General features: G+C 60.4%; 12 protein-coding genes. 11 read left to right on the plus strand and 1 reads right to left on the minus strand.

Features of this window, described 5'->3' with window-relative positions:
• Positions 1-607 precede the first annotated feature (607 nt).
• The 11 genes from EDC14_RS03625 to EDC14_RS03670 all read left to right on the plus strand — a co-directional run bounded on the left by EDC14_RS03625 (position 608) and on the right by EDC14_RS03670 (position 14,162).
• Positions 608-1,660, plus strand: coding sequence for an ABC transporter ATP-binding protein (locus EDC14_RS03625; RefSeq protein ID WP_132012833.1), 1,053 nt, complete (start codon positions 608-610; stop codon positions 1,658-1,660).
• Positions 1,661-1,675: 15 nt separating this feature from the next.
• Positions 1,676-2,716, plus strand: coding sequence for an ABC transporter substrate-binding protein (locus EDC14_RS03630; RefSeq protein WP_132012834.1), 1,041 nt, complete (start codon positions 1,676-1,678; stop codon positions 2,714-2,716).
• A gap of 241 nt (positions 2,717-2,957) precedes the next feature.
• Entirely contained in the window at positions 2,958-4,679 is a 1,722-nt protein-coding gene (locus tag EDC14_RS03635; protein ID WP_132012985.1) for an adenine deaminase, read from the plus strand.
• Positions 4,680-5,432, plus strand: a complete 753-nt coding sequence (locus EDC14_RS03640) for a nucleoside phosphorylase (RefSeq protein WP_132012835.1) — start codon at positions 4,680-4,682, stop codon at positions 5,430-5,432.
• 186 nt (positions 5,433-5,618) lie between these two features.
• Positions 5,619-6,698 (plus strand): sugar kinase, encoded by a 1,080-nt coding sequence (locus tag EDC14_RS03645; protein WP_132012836.1) that lies wholly within the window; start codon positions 5,619-5,621, stop codon positions 6,696-6,698.
• A 411-nt stretch (positions 6,699-7,109) separates the two neighbouring features.
• Positions 7,110-8,993, plus strand: coding sequence for a ribosomal protection-like ABC-F family protein (gene abc-f / locus EDC14_RS03650; RefSeq protein ID WP_132012837.1), 1,884 nt, complete (start codon positions 7,110-7,112; stop codon positions 8,991-8,993).
• 310 nt (positions 8,994-9,303) lie between these two features.
• On the plus strand, positions 9,304-9,660 hold the full coding sequence (locus tag EDC14_RS03655; protein ID WP_279388726.1) for a VOC family protein: 357 nt from the start codon (positions 9,304-9,306) through the stop codon (positions 9,658-9,660).
• A gap of 247 nt (positions 9,661-9,907) precedes the next feature.
• Positions 9,908-10,135: a hypothetical protein gene (locus EDC14_RS27185; protein ID WP_243662797.1), complete on the plus strand. Its 228-nt coding sequence runs from the start codon at positions 9,908-9,910 to the stop codon at positions 10,133-10,135.
• A gap of 15 nt (positions 10,136-10,150) precedes the next feature.
• Positions 10,151-10,378, plus strand: a complete 228-nt coding sequence (locus tag EDC14_RS27190) for a hypothetical protein (RefSeq protein WP_243662798.1) — start codon at positions 10,151-10,153, stop codon at positions 10,376-10,378.
• A 31-nt stretch (positions 10,379-10,409) separates the two neighbouring features.
• Positions 10,410-13,040 (plus strand): rifamycin-inactivating phosphotransferase, encoded by a 2,631-nt coding sequence (gene rph, locus EDC14_RS03665; protein ID WP_132012839.1) that lies wholly within the window; start codon positions 10,410-10,412, stop codon positions 13,038-13,040.
• A gap of 111 nt (positions 13,041-13,151) precedes the next feature.
• A complete protein-coding gene (locus EDC14_RS03670) occupies positions 13,152-14,162 on the plus strand; it encodes a glycerophosphodiester phosphodiesterase family protein (protein ID WP_132012840.1) in 1,011 nt (336 codons plus the stop codon).
• Here the strand turns inward: EDC14_RS03670 and EDC14_RS03675 are convergent.
• Positions 14,159-14,536 carry a winged helix-turn-helix transcriptional regulator gene (locus EDC14_RS03675; protein WP_132012841.1) on the minus strand — a complete coding sequence of 126 codons (378 nt, stop codon included), beginning with the start codon at positions 14,534-14,536 and terminating at the stop codon, positions 14,159-14,161. The two genes, EDC14_RS03670 and EDC14_RS03675, sit on opposite strands and share 4 nt — an antisense overlap.
• Between the last annotated feature and the right edge of the window lie 236 nt (positions 14,537-14,772).

The following is a 14,772-nucleotide window of genomic DNA, read 5'->3' on the forward strand; positions in this document are numbered from 1 at the left end:
ACCGGACCTATCCTCCGCTCCTTCCCTGAGAAGGCAATGTCGTCAAGCGATGATAACATATTATGGGATGAAACATTGTCCGCCTAGTACACGAGGATGAATACGAAAAAAGTCTGAGATGCCTAAAAACGACCTCACCCCGGCCCTCTCCGACGATGTGATTCAAAGAAGCGGATTCAGCGGAGAGGGATGACGGAGCTTGAAACTTGGGCCTCTTGGAAGTCTCAGCGATGGCCTAAAAGATAGGCCCGAGTTTTGGGAGATTCACCTCTCCCCGTCGAGTACTTTTCTTCGAAATCAGCATCGCCGGGGAGAGGCCGGGAGAGAGGTCGCTTTTGGAGTTCGCAGCTTGTCATGAAATATATTTCCATTTTATCCCACGATAGCTTGACGACATTGCCCTACAGGGAAGGAGCTGGAGAATAGGTCCCGGATCGTCTTGGTTCCGCACTGATGGGGACGGCACGGGAGCGGGTGGAAACATTACGAAACGAAGCTTTAATGCCAGGACTCCCCCTTACCTCCGCTTGCCGTCGAGCGAACGGAAGCCGGATGGGGTGGGTCCGGAGCGGAACGATTCACTGCAGTAACAGCTGGGGGATGAAAGATGAGTTTATTGGAATTGAAAGATATCGCGGTCGCCTATGGGGACCATGTGGTGCTGGAGCACCTGAACCTGGCCATCGAGCAGGGCGAGCTGGTGGCGCTGCTGGGGCCGAGCGGCTGCGGCAAGACCACCACCCTGCGGACCATCGCCGGGTTTATCCAGGCCCGCTCCGGGCAGTTTCTCTTCGACGGCCGGGATTACACCCGGGTCCCGGTGCACAAGCGGAACTTCGGCTTCGTGTTTCAGAGCTATGCTCTGTTTCCCCACCTGAATGTCTTCGATAATGTCGGCTTCGGCCTGAAGCTGCGGAAGGTCGACAAAGGGGAGGCGGAACGGCGCATCCGGGCGATCCTGAATGTCGTGGACCTGGGGGAGTACGCCAAACGCTATCCCAAGGAGCTCTCGGGCGGCCAGCGGCAGCGGGTGGCCCTGGCCCGGGCGCTGGTGATCAACCCGGATCTGCTCCTCTTCGACGAACCCTTAAGCAATCTGGACGCCAAGCTACGGGTCAAGATGCGGGTGGAGATCAAGCGGATCCAGCGGGAGCTGAAGATCACCTCGGTCTATGTCACCCACGACCAGGAGGAGTGCTTCTCCATCTCCGACAAGGTGGCGATCATGAACGGCGGGATCATCGAGCAGCTGGACAGCCCGCAACACATCTACCAGGCGCCGGCCACCGAATTCGTGGCCCGCTTCGTCGGATTCGAGAACTTCATCGAGCTGGAACGGCAGGGGAGCGACGCCGCGTCGGCCGGTTACGTCTCGCCGTTCGGCCACCGCTTCGCGCTGCCCAATCACGGGCGGGGGCGGGACCGCTGCAAAGGCGCGATCCGTCCCGATGAGATCCTGATCGGGAAGCGGGGGGATGCCGCCGCGACCAACACGGTCGAGGGGACCGTGGCTATCAGTACGTTCTTGGGCAAGCAGTATCAATATATCATCGACACCAAGCTGGGGCCGCTGGTGGTCAACAGCGCCGCCGACCATTTGTATCAGCCGGGGGACGCGGTGTTTTTGAACCTGCCCGGGGAGAAAATCATCTTAGTATAGAGAGGGTGCGCGAAAATGAAGAAAATCATCGGGTTGCTGCTGGGATTGTTGGTCTTAAGCTGTGCTTTGGGAGTAGTCTTCGCCGCGGGCGAGCCACGGACGCTGGTCGTCTCCACCTGGGGATATAATGAAGACCAGTTCCGCAAGAATGTCTTCGGTCCTTTTGAGAAGGAGAACAACGTCAAGATCGTGCTCGAGGTCGGGAACAACGGCGAGCGCCTGAACAAATTGAAACTGATGAAAAACAGCTCCGTCGACGTGATCACGCTGGCGGAATCCTATGCGCTGGACGGCGCCAAGGCCGGGGTCTTCGAGAAGATCGACGCCCGGAAGATCCCCAACCTCAAATACCTTTACGATGTGGCCAAAAAGCCGGTCAAGGACGGCTACGGTCCGGCCTACACCATGAACCGCACCGGCATCATCTATGATGCCAAAGCGGTCGCCAAGCCGATCAAATCCTGGGCCGACCTCTGGCGGCCGGACCTGAAACAGAAGATCACCATCCCCGACATCACGATCACCTCGGGCCCGGCGATGATCCAGGCGGGGGCCATCAAGGCCGGCACCGCCATGGCCAAGAATGATTCTAAGGCCTTCAGCCAGCTGGTCGCCTTAAAGCCCAACGTGGTCAAGATCTATACCAAGTCGTCGGATCTGAACAACCTTTTCATCCAGAAGGAAGTGGTCGTCGGCGTCGGCCTGGATTTCGCCTTCCCCAAGATCAAGGAGGCCATTCCCAGCGCGGTCTATGTCGACCCCAAAGAGGGCTCCGTCGCCAACCGCAATACCATCAATATTGTCAAGGGTTCCAAGAATGTCGACCTGGCGTACAAATTCATCGACTGGTGGCTGAGCGAGAAGGTGCAGCGGGCCAACGCCCTGGATAAACTGGATTCGCCGGTCAACAAGAAGGTGGTGCTGACCGAGGAGGAAGCGGTGGGCCTGACCTACGGCGCCAAAGTCTTCAAGAAGATGAAGGCCTTGGATTTCAGCTATATCAACGGCGTGATGCCCAAATGGATTCAACGCTGGAACGAGGAGATCGCCGACTGAAGCCTCCCGTTCCCGCCGGAACGGCCAGGCGCGGCTCCGGGACGGCTCCTCTAGTTTCTTCCCCAGTCGTGAGGGAGGGGAGGATCGGCCTGAGACCGCCTGACCGTGATACCCAATTGAATTGGCAACAAAACGAAAAGACTCCCGCAGCGCGCTGCGGGAGTTTCGCCGGTAGCCGGCCGCGGCCTTTGGTCCGGACCGGAGCGGCTGCCCGGCAAAAGGAGATGAAGCTTTGGAAACGATGGACCTGCTGATCCAAGGCGGCCAAGTATTCAATTCCTACCGGAAACGTTTCGGCGCGGCGGACATCGTCATCGACGCCGGCCGGATCGTCTTCGTGGGCGACGCCGGGCCGTTGGGCCTGGAATACCGGCATACCGTCGCCGCCGCCGGCAAAACGATCGTTCCCGGCCTTATCGACATTCACATGCATATCGAGAGCTCGATGGCCACGCCGCGGGCCTTTGCCGCGGCCATCATCGGACACGGCGTGACCACCATCGTCGCCGAACCGCACGAGATGGCCAACGTCTTCGGCCTCGCCGGAGTGCGGGCGATGCTCGCGGCCGGGAAGGGCGCGGCGGTGGATATCTTTTGCGCCGCGCCGAGCTCGGTGCCGTCGACGGCGCCGGAGTTTGAAACCACCGGCGGGACTATCGGCCAAACCGAACTGGCCGAGCTGCTGGCGGACGAGCGGGTGATCTGCCTCGGCGAGGTCATGAATTGTTATGACATCATTCACGGCACGGAGACCAAGACCCAGCGGCTGCTGGAGTTCTTCCGGAAAAACCGCCCCGGCCTGCCCATCGAGGGCCATTGCGCCAAGGTGGCCGGGATGGGGCTGGCCAAGGTGCTGGCGGCCGGGGTCGGCTCCGATCATACCCAACAGACTGTGGCCAGCCTGGCGGAGAAGATTGCGGCCGGAATGTTCATCGAGATCCAGGAGAAGTCATTGACCCCCGAAATCGTGACCTATCTTGTCGCCAACCAGCTCTATGAGCATATCGCGCTGGTGACCGACGACGTGATGGCCGACAAGTTGGTCCGCGAGGGCCATCTGGACCGGCTGATCCGCAAGGCGGTCGCCCTGGGCATGCCACTGGAGGAAGCCCTCTACTGCGCAACCTATACCCCGGCCCGCCGGATGAACCGGAACGACCGCGGCAGCATCGCGCCGGGCAAGATCGCCGATCTGGTCATCCTGGCCGACCGGGAGACTTTTACCATCGAAAGCGTCTATAAGAACGGCGTGGCGGTGTACGGGGCGGGGGATCCGATCCGGACGGCCGTCCCGGAACCGCCCGCGCCGTTTCCCGAGAGCTTTTACCGGAGTATCCGGCGGGGGCCGATCAGCGCCGCCGACTTGCGGATCCCGGCCCCCAGCGCCGCCGGGACGGTCTCATGCCGGGTGATCGGAGTCCGGGACGGCACGACGGCGACCGATGAGATCATCGCCGCGGTGGGGGTACGTGACGGCTACCTGGATTGGGAGCATTCCCCGTACTGCCTGATCGCGGTCTTCGAGCGTTATGGCAAAGACAATGCCATCGGACTGGGCCTGGTTACCGGCGACACCATCCAAAGGGGTGCGGTGGCGACCTCCTACGCCCACGATCACCATAATATCCTGGCGGTGGGCCAGAACCCGGCCGACCTGGTCCGGGCGGTCAATGCGGTCATTGGCAGCCAGGGCGGTTATTACGCGGTGGAGGACGGCCGGGTGCTGGCTGGAATCGAGCTGCCCATCGGCGGCATCCTCTCCGGGAAAGACATGGAAAGCATCGGCCGGGAGCTGGCGGCGGTGACCGCGGCCCTGCGCCATTTGGGATACCGGCACGTTAATCCGGTGATGTCGCTCAGCACCAACAGTCTCCCGGTCAGTCCGCTGTTGAAAATCACCGACCGGGGACTGATCCGGTTCGACCAACGAAAACTCGTCAATCTTTTTGTGGAGGAATTCTAAGTGACTTACGATCCTACGTTGCAAAAACATATCCGCTGCCGCCAGGGGGATGTCGCGGAGTACGTCATGATCCCGGGCGATCCGGCCCGGGCCCGGCGCATCGCCGAGCAGTTCGACAGTTTTGAGAAAGTGTCCGAAAACCGCGAATATGTGGTCTACACCGGGGTCAAGGACGGCGTCCGGCTCAGCGTCTGTTCCACCGGGATCGGCGGGCCTTCGACGGCCATCGCCATCGAGGAGTTGGCCCGGATCGGCGCCCATACCTTCATCCGGGTCGGGTCGGCCGGCGGCCGCAAGGAGAACATCCCGGTCGGCAGTGTGGTGGTGGTGAATGCCGCCATCAAGGGCGACGGCACCAGCAATGCCTACCTGCCCGGGATCTATCCGGCGGTGGCCACGGTCCAGGTTACCCAAGCCTTGCTGGAGGCGGCCCGGGAAACCTTGAATGGCGAGCCCTGCTTCACGGGGGTCAGTTTCACGCGGGACGCCTATTATGTCCAGAACCGCGAATTGAATGAGACCTTTAAGGAGACCGAGGCGGCGGTCTCGGAGATGGAATGCGCCACCGTCTTTACGGTGGGGGCCCTGCGCGGCCTGCGGACCGGCGCCGTGGTCGGGACCGACTCCAACATTTTTCTGGCGAAACAACTGACCTTGGAAGAGAAAGACGCGTTGTACCAAAAGGCCGAGCGGAAGACGATCGCCATCGCCATCGCCGCCCTGCTGCGGCTGGCCCGGGCCGGCCGGGACTGAAAAGAAGCAGCGGCGGGATAAACGCCGTAGTCCGTTGCGAGACGAACCTCCCATTTTGTGATCGCAAGAACAATCATTTACTTCATTATTGAAAAATGTTACATTAATTTAAGAAGGTCACAAGGCTGCGACGCGGATTTGCGCGAAAAAGAGCCGCAAGCCAATCCAATCAAAGGGAGGTTTATCATGACAATCGAACTACGGAAAGAATTCGCTTATTCCCTGGTCGTTCCCACCAGCATGGGAGTACGCCTCACTCCGGCCAACGGCCAACCGGTCCACTGCAGCGAGGCGTTTACGATGTACGTCACCAGCGCCGAGACCAATGTGGCGAGCATCTCGTCCTACCTTGGACTGCCCGTGAAAGTATTGACCACCTTTGTCAAGGATAGCCCGATTGCCCAGATGATCAAGAACAACCTGGCCAGCCGGCATATGGCTTACGAGGGCAAGGAAGTCCCGCAGGGCGGTCCCTGGGGCTACCGCCACCAGTTCAACATCGCCGATTGCGGCTATGGCTCCCGCGGCCCGCGCGTTCAGAACGACCGCGCCGGCGAGGTCGGCCGAACGCTCAATGTCAAGGATTTCGACCTGGACCGGCTCTTTGGCCGGGAAGGCGTGCAGATACTACATTTGTCGGGACTGATCGGAGCGCTGTCGCCCGAGACCAGCACTTTCTGCCTGGAATTGGCCCGCGCGGCCAAGCAGTACGGCACCCGGATCTCGTTTGACCTGAATTACCGGGCTTCGTTCTGGAAAGGCCGCGAGCAGGAACTGCGCGCCATCTTTACCGAAATCGCCGGCATCTCCGACATTCTGGTCGGAAACGAAGAAGATTTTCAGCTTTGCCTGGGCATTGAGGGACCGGAAGCCGGTGGGAAGGACCTGGCCGCCAAGATCGAGGGCTTCAAGGAGATGATCGGCCGCGTCAAGCGAGCCTTTCCGAACGCTTCGGTCTTTGCCACCACCCTGCGCCAGGTGATGAATGCCAACAACCATATGTGGGGCGCGATCATGCTGGAGGGCGAGAATTGGCACGTCATCGAACCGCGTCCGATCACCGTCCTCGACCGGATCGGCGGCGGCGACGCCTTCGTCGGCGGCCTGCTCTACGGGGTCCTGAAGGGCTGGGAACCGGAGCAGTGGGTCCAGTTCGGCTGGGCCAGCGGCGCCATGGCCACCACCTTCCTGACCGACTACGCCCAACCCGCCGATGAAGAGCAGGTCTGGAGCATCTGGCAGGGGAACGCGCGGGTCAAACGGTAATTCCGGGCTTGCCGGAATGAATGAGGTAACAAACTGCCGTTGGAAAATTTTTGGTTGCAATGTTTTTCCATCGGTGGTAAATTATAAGGAGTAGCTTTTTGAGGAGGTGAAATGATGACCGCGCAAAGCTCGGTGAAGGGAATTTTGAGCCGGCTCGCCTATTGTGTAGCTTGTATTTCGCATTTTCAAGCGATCACAGGGAGGAGTCTGTCCAAAATTCATAACTTCGCTTGAGCAAGCCATCGTCATTTCCAAAATTTAGATTCGGATCGAAAACACCCGGGAGATTGCTTGCCCGGGTTTTGTTTTATAGTATAACGGAGCGCCGCGGCGCTCCCGATCGCTGCTCTAAAACCGCCCGGGCGGAATGGCTTGTTCAAAGCATGGATTCCCGGGTGGGAAGGAGCAATCATGATCGAGATCGCACTGAAAGATATTCATAAATCCTATGGCGCCAATCCGGTTCTGCAAGGGGTCAGTTTCGCGGTTCAGCGGGGCGAGCGGGTCGCGCTGCTGGGGGAGAACGGCGCCGGCAAAACCACGCTGCTGAAGATTCTCGCCGGCAGGGAGCATTGCGACAGCGGGGAGGTCGCCCTGCGCAAAGGAGCGACGCTGGGCTTTCTGGAACAGCTGCCGGAGCCGGCGGCGGGGGTAAAGGTCCGGGAGGTGCTGGAGTCGGCTTTCGCGGCGGCGCGCGCCATCGCAGCGGCCCTATCCCGCTGCGCCGCCCTGCTCGGCAGCGACCCGGCGCCGGCGCGGCTGGAAGAATACGGCCGGTTGCAAGCGCAGTTTGAAGCCCTCGACGGTTACGGTATCGACGAGCGGATGACCCGGGTCCGTCTCGGCCTGGCGATCGGCCAGGACTGGCTGGAGCGGGAATTCGACAGTCTGAGCGGCGGCGAGCAGACCCGGGTGCGGTTGGGCCGCCTGTTGCTTCAGGCCCCGACGCTGCTCCTGCTGGATGAACCCACCAACCACCTGGACACCGCCTCCTTGGAATGGCTGGAAGAGTTTCTCCAAGACTATCCCGGGACGGTGCTGCTGATCTCCCATGACCGGTATTTCCTGGACCGGGTGGTCAACCGGGTCGCGGATCTGAGCGGCGGCCGGGTCGAGCTGTATTCGGGCAACTTCAGCGCGTACCGGCGTGAAAAAGAGCAGCGCCAGCGGGAACGCCTGGAGCAGTACCAGTTGGAGCAGCGGGAGATCCGGCGCCTGGAGGCGGCAGCCCACCGGCTGCACGAATGGGCCAAGGCCGCCGACAATCCGGCCATGCACCGGCAGGCTTTCAATATCGAGAAACGGGCCGCCCGCATCGGTCAAACCGAGCGGCCCCTCGCCGCGGAAACGCTGCAAACCCGTTTTCGCTCCGCCGAATTCTCGGGCCAGGAGGTCATCGTCGCCCAAGGGCTGGTCAAAGCCTACGACGGCCGGCCGATCCTGAACGGATTGGATCTCCGGGTCCGGCAGGGGGAACGGGTGGCGATCTTCGGCGCCAACGGCACCGGAAAGTCGACCCTTTTGAAGGTCCTGACCGGAGCGGAGCCGCCCGATTCGGGCCAGGTGAGGATCGGGCCCAGCATCCGTTATGGCTACTTGCCCCAGGTGATCGCCTTTTCCGATCCGGCCGCCGGCGTACTGGAGCTGTTCCGGCGGGAACGGCGGCTCTCCGAGTATGACGCCAGGCGGATACTGGCGCGGTTTCACTTCCGGGGCGAGGCGTTGGCCAAAAAGGTCGCCGCCCTCTCCGGCGGGGAAAAAAGCCGCCTGAAACTCTGCCTGCTGATGCAGGATGAGCTGAACCTGCTGTTTCTGGACGAACCCACCAATCACCTGGACATCGCCTCCCGCGAATGGCTGGAAGCGGCGCTGGCGGAATTTCAAGGCACGATCGTTTTTGTCAGCCACGATCGATACTGGCTGAACCGTTTTCCCAGCCGGATCGCAGAATTCAGCGGCGGCAAGCTTCGTAATTTCATAGGCGGCTACGACGCCTTCCGCTCCTGTCAATCGGCCGGCGGCCCGGAGCCGGACCCGGACTCGGAACGGCAGCGCCAGCCGAAAAGTCCCGCCAAAGCTCCTACCGGGCCCCGGACGAAGCCGGTTCCGCCCGCGCTGGAACCCGATCTCGAACGGACCATCGCCGCCCGCGAGGCCGAGTTGGTCTTCATCGACCGGGAGATGCAGCTTTATAACGCCGACAGCCAGCGCTTGCAGGCCTTGTATCAGGAGCGCGAAACCCTCGCGGCAGAGCTGGAAGAGCTCTACCGGCGCTGGGTGGGCGCCAATCCCTGAAACAAACGGATACGATCCGTCCCGGCTCCATGGCGGGCCGGGATGGAATTCTTGCGAAAATCGTGGACGAAAAATGAAAAGGAAAGGGTTGAGACCATGGAAGCCAAGATCAGCTTAATTACGATCTGGACCGACGATATCGCGACAATGAAACAATTCATATAGGATGAAATAAATTTCTTTTTAAGATTTGCATTCCTAAAGCCGAATGCAAATGAACCAAAGCGGAATTTATTTCATCCTATTACAGCAGTAATAAGTTGAATTAAATCCTTTAAAATTTCCCATCATGGCCGGTCTTAGGGACATGATGCTTATTAGAAATTTAATTCAACTTATATACCAGGAAGTGTTGGGCTTTAAAATCCTGGTGTCAGGGGGCAATTATGTCGAGTTTGCCCATGAGGGGGTGCGGTTCGCGCTCTGCATGCGCAGCGTGATGCATGGTTACAGTGAACAGTTTCAAACGGCGGCCAGTGGCCAAATCGTGGAACTGGCCTTTCCTTGTGGGAGTCCGGCGGCGGTCGATCAGTGTTACGACGAACTGGTGGCCAAGGGAGCGGTGCCGGTCCGGGGACCGGAGAATATGCCGTGGCGGCAGCGGACCGCGTTTTTCGCCGATCCCGACGGCAATATCCACGAGATCTTCGCGGAATTGCCGGAATGAGGGGTTGATGCCCTTATGATGCGGAGCGGACGGAAACGATACCGTACCAAAAATCGGGGTACCGCATCTTCCCAAAAATGCCTGTCAGCGAAGGAATGACCTGATCTACCTGGAAAAACGGTATGCGCTCACCGCCGGATAACTTCCGGCAGGGCAGCCACCCCGTTGTATACTGCTTTTCCCTCAGGTTAAACTATGTCATGGACCCAACCGGAAAAGAAAGGGTACCTACCAGAAAGGCCATGGCATGGTAACGATTTTGTTTTACCCAGTTTACCTGACAATCACCTTCGTTTTAAGCCTGATCTTCGTTCCCAGGCGCGATTACAAGGAGTATCTCTGTTACGGCCTGATCACCGGGGGCTTGGGCGATATGGTCGTCGTCGCCCTTTTTCAGAATCTGTTCCACATCATCTGGTTCAAAAACGCCGGACTCTTTAATGTGCTGGGACAGAATTTTCTCTCCCCGCCGTGATGGACCTTTACGGTCATGCTCTTTTTGCGGTTCCTGCCGCGCCGCCAGCCTTTCTTCTACCTCTATATCCTCACCTTCGGCGCGTTCAGCGTCGGATACGGCCTCATGGTCAAGAATGCCGGCCTGTTCGACTTTCGGCCCTGGTTTTACCCGGTTTTCGCGTACCTCACTTTCCTCGGCTGGTGGTCCTTTGGCACCTGGCTCTTTCTAAAGACCAGTCCCTTAGCAAAAAACGAACCTTGAGAAAAAATTGATTCCATTTGGAGGTTCAGTCATGCCCCAATTCATCATTTTTCTGTCGCAACTCGACCGAGACAGCTTGCCTTTGGTGGGAGGAAAGGGAGCCAACCTGGGGGAACTGTTGAAATGCGACGGCATTCAAGTACCGTCGGGGTTTTGCGTGACCACGGAGGCCTATCGGACCATCCTGGAAGCGGGCTTGGAGGAGGCGGGGTTCTTCGCCGAGCTCGACCGGATGGAGCCCGGGGACGCCGCCGCTGCGGCCCAGCTGGGCGGGAGGATTCGCCAGTATATTGAGGGGACACCGATCCCCGCGGAGTTCATGAACCAATTGCGCGAAGCCGTGGAGCAGCTCGGCCGGGATGAGGCCTACGCGGTCCGTTCCAGCGCCACCGCAGAGGATCTGCCGCAGGCTTCCTTCGCCGGACAGCAGGATACCTATCTGAATATTCAGGGAATCGAGGAGCTGGCGCAACATATCCGCAAATGCTGGGCTTCGCTCTTCACCGACCGGGCCATCGTCTACCGGAATAAAAACCGTTTTGACCACAGGAAAGTGTTGTCGGCCGTGGTCGTACAGCAGATGATCGTTCCCGAGGCGTCAGGGATCCTGTTTACCGCCGATCCGGTCAGCGGCAACCGCAATGTGATCTCCATCGACGCCGGCTTCGGCCTGGGCGAGGCGCTGGTCTCCGGCAAAGTGAACGCCGATCTCTATAAGGTGCGCAAAGGCCGGATTATCAAGAAACAGATCGGCGATAAGCGGATTGCCATCTTCGCCCGGCCCGGCGCCGGAACGGTCGAGGAGGAGCTGCCGGAGTATCTCCGGACGCGGCCGGCGCTCTCCGACGAACAGCTCATCAAGCTGGCGGAGATCGGCAAGGCCATCGAGGCGCATTTCGGGGCGGCCCAGGATATCGAATGGTGTTTGGCGGGCGGCGAGTTTTATATCGTTCAGAGCCGGCCCATCACCACCCTCTACCCTCTGCCCGAAACCGGCGACGACCGGCCCCGCGTCTGGCTGTCATTCGGCCATGCGCAGATGATGACCGATCCCATCCGGCCGCTGGGAATCTCCATCCTGAAGCGGCTCATGCCCCCGAGTTATGAAATGGCCGCGTCCGGGGGGCGGTTGTATCTGAATTTCACCGAATACCTGACTAGCCGGGTCGGGCGGACCATGGCCAAATCATTCGGCAAGACCGATCTGTTAACGGGAAGCGCCATCGACGAGCTCATGAAAAGGCGCGAGTTTGTGGCGACCCTGAAAGAAAAGGGCAAACGCCAGGGATACGGTCAGATGAAAAAAATGATCCTGCCGATGATCGCCGGGACGCTGGGAACCATGGCTGCCGCCACGCCGGGCGAAGGCCTGCCGCAATTGCGCGAATCGGCCATGGCCATCGTGGCGGAGGTCCGGAGCCGGCTCGAGCAGCTTTCGGGCGAAGCCAAGCTCCGCTTCATCGAAGAGCAGGCGGGAATGACCATGGGACGGATCATGGAAGAGATGATGCCGCCGCTCGTGGCCGCTTTCTTTGCGTTGGACCTGATCACCCGCTTATCCCGGCGCTGGCTCGGCGACGCGCCGGAGCTGGCCGATCTCGTCAAATCCCCGCCGGGGAACATCACCAGCGAAATGGGGCTGGCCCTGGGCGATCTGGCGGACGTGATCCGGGAGTATCCGGCGGTCATCTCCTACCTGCGGCAGGCCGAGGAGGATACCTTTTGGCCGGGGCTCGATGCCTGCGACGGCGGCGGCGTGGTCCGTTTGGCCTTCACCGATTTTTTACGCCAGTACGGCATGCGTTGCCCGGGCGAGATCGATCTCACCCGGCCCCGCTGGCGCGAGCAGCCGACGCAGCTCATTCCGGCCATTCTCAGCCATATCCAAAGCATGGCCCCGGGAGAGCACCGCCGCAAATTCGCCGCGGGGGAGGCGGCGGCCGGCGCGGCGGCGGAGGCCATCCTGGAACGGTTGGAAAAATCCACCGGCGGCGCGGTCAAAGTGAGGATCATGGCCAGGCTGATCCGGGTGTACCGCGCCTTGATCGGGTTGCGCGAATACCCGAAGTATTTCATGATCTCGCTGTTCGATGTCTTTAAGAAGGCGCTGCTGGAGGAGGCCGAGGAACTGGTGCGGCAGGGCGCGCTGCGGCGGGCGGAGGATGTCTACTATCTGTTCCTGGAGGAGTTGGAGGAAGCGATCCGCACCGGCCGGGTCGACCAGGGCCTGATCGCGGAGCGGAAGGAAGAATACAAAGAATACGAACGGCTGACGCCGCCGCGTTTGATGACCAGCGAAGGCGAGGTGCTTTCCGGGACCTACGAAGGGCAGGATGCGCCGGAAGGGGCGCTGCTCGGCACCCCGGTGTCGTCCGGGGTCATTGAGGGCCGGGCCCGGGTGATCATCAAACCGGACGAAGGAAGCCTCGACAAAGGGGACATCCTGATCGCGCCCTTCACCGATCCCGGCTGGACCCCGTTTTTCGCCTCCGCCAGCGGACTGGTCACCGAGATCGGCGGCCAGATGACTCACGGCTCGGTGATCGCCCGGGAATACGGGATCCCCGCCGTGGTCGGCGTGGAGGAGGCCACCCGGCTCATTCGGGACGGCCAGTGGATCCGGGTCAACGGCAGCCAAGGCTATGTCGAATTGCTGGAGTAGGCGGGGCTGGAAACCGGGCGGTTCCACGGGCAAGGTTTGGCAAGGAAAATCCGGGGCGATGGCGTATTGTATAAGCGATTGCCAAATCAAGGGATCGGGGAGTGAAACCCTATGTCTAAGCGGAGCGTTAGAAGAATCGCCCTCATCGTCCTCGGTTTTTCCGTTCTGGTGTACCTGAATAACAGTTCCTGGACGGCCCGGCCCCGGGCCGTCCGGCCATGGCTCCTGGCCCACCGCGGGCTGGCCCAGACCTTTCATACCGAAGGTTTGACCAACGAGACCTGCACCGCCCGGCGGATCGATCCGCCGGAACATCCCTACCTCGAAAACACCATCCCCTCCATGGCCGCGGCCTTCGCGGCCGGCGCCGACGTCGTCGAGCTGGACATTCAGCCGACGCGGGACGGCTGGTGGGCGGTTTTTCATGACTGGACCCTGGATTGCCGGACGGACGGCCAAGGCGTGACCCGCGAGCATACCCTGGCTGAATTAAAGGCGCTGGACATCGGCTACGGCTATACCGCGGACAACGGCAAGACCTATCCTTTCCGGGGCAAGGGGATCGGCTTGCTGCCGACGCTCCCGGAAGTATTGGCGCGTTTTCCGGAGCGCGCTTTTCTGATCCACATCAAGAGCAACGATCCGGCCGAAGGCCGCCTGCTGGCTCGCTACCTGAAGACGCTGCCGCCCCCGCGGCGCGCCCGCTTGGCGGTCTACGGGGGCGACCAGCCCATTGCCGCGCTGCAGCGCGGGCTTCCGGAGCTGCGGGTCATGTCGAGGGCGAGCTTGATCCGGAGCCTGCTCTCCTACATGGCGCTGGGCTGGACCGGTTATGTGCCGGCGGCCTGCCGCGATACGGAGATCCACCTTCCCGTGAAGTTCGCGCATTGGCTATGGGGTTGGCCCAATCGCTTTCTCGAACGGATGGCTGCGGCCAATACCCGGGTGATCGTCGTGGCGGGGAGCGGCGAGTTCTCCGAGGGCTTCGACACGCCGGAGTCCTTGAAACAGCTGCCCCCGGATTACTGGGGCGGAATCTGGACCAACCGCATCGACTGCATCGCGCCGCTCTTCCGGACGGGAAAGCGCGGGATGGCGGGGGGACGCTCCGCCAGTCGCTAGGATCGAACGGTGCCCTCCCGGGACGAAGCGGCTCCCTGGGCCTCGGCCTGATAAGCCGCGATGTAGTCTAGGCCCCATTGGCACATCGTGGCCAGGATCGGCAGGATGCTCTTGCCGGACTCGGTGAGGGAATACTCCACCCGCGGCGGCACCTGGGTATAGACATGCCGGTAGACCAGCCCGTCCTCTTCCAACTCCCGCAGCTGCTGGGTGAGCATCTTTTGCGTAACTTGGGGCATCCCCTTGCGCAATTCGCTGAAACGCAAGGTCTTGTCGCCCAAATGCCACAGGATCAGCGACTTCCACTTGCCGCCGATCAGCGCCAGGGTCAATTCCATGGAGCATTGATAACGGATGTTTTTAAATTGGATCACCAAAAACTTCCTCCTTTCCGAAATGAGTTCGCAACGAAGCGGATTCACAAATCTCCATTCCATGTTGATGGTTTCTCGATGGATACTATGATACAAAAAAGTAGGTTCTTGATTATTTCGGTTATAGTATCTATGATTATATCAAAGAAAGCGTTTTTTGAAAATGTTTCCTTTGCGGGAGCGGACGCCGGAAGGCGGACCGGCTCTTCGGAAGCCTGGGGAAGGGCCTCCGGAGC

It is taken from the genome of Hydrogenispora ethanolica (assembly GCF_004340685.1).
GTDB lineage: Bacteria > Bacillota > UBA4882 > UBA8346 > UBA8346 > Hydrogenispora > Hydrogenispora ethanolica.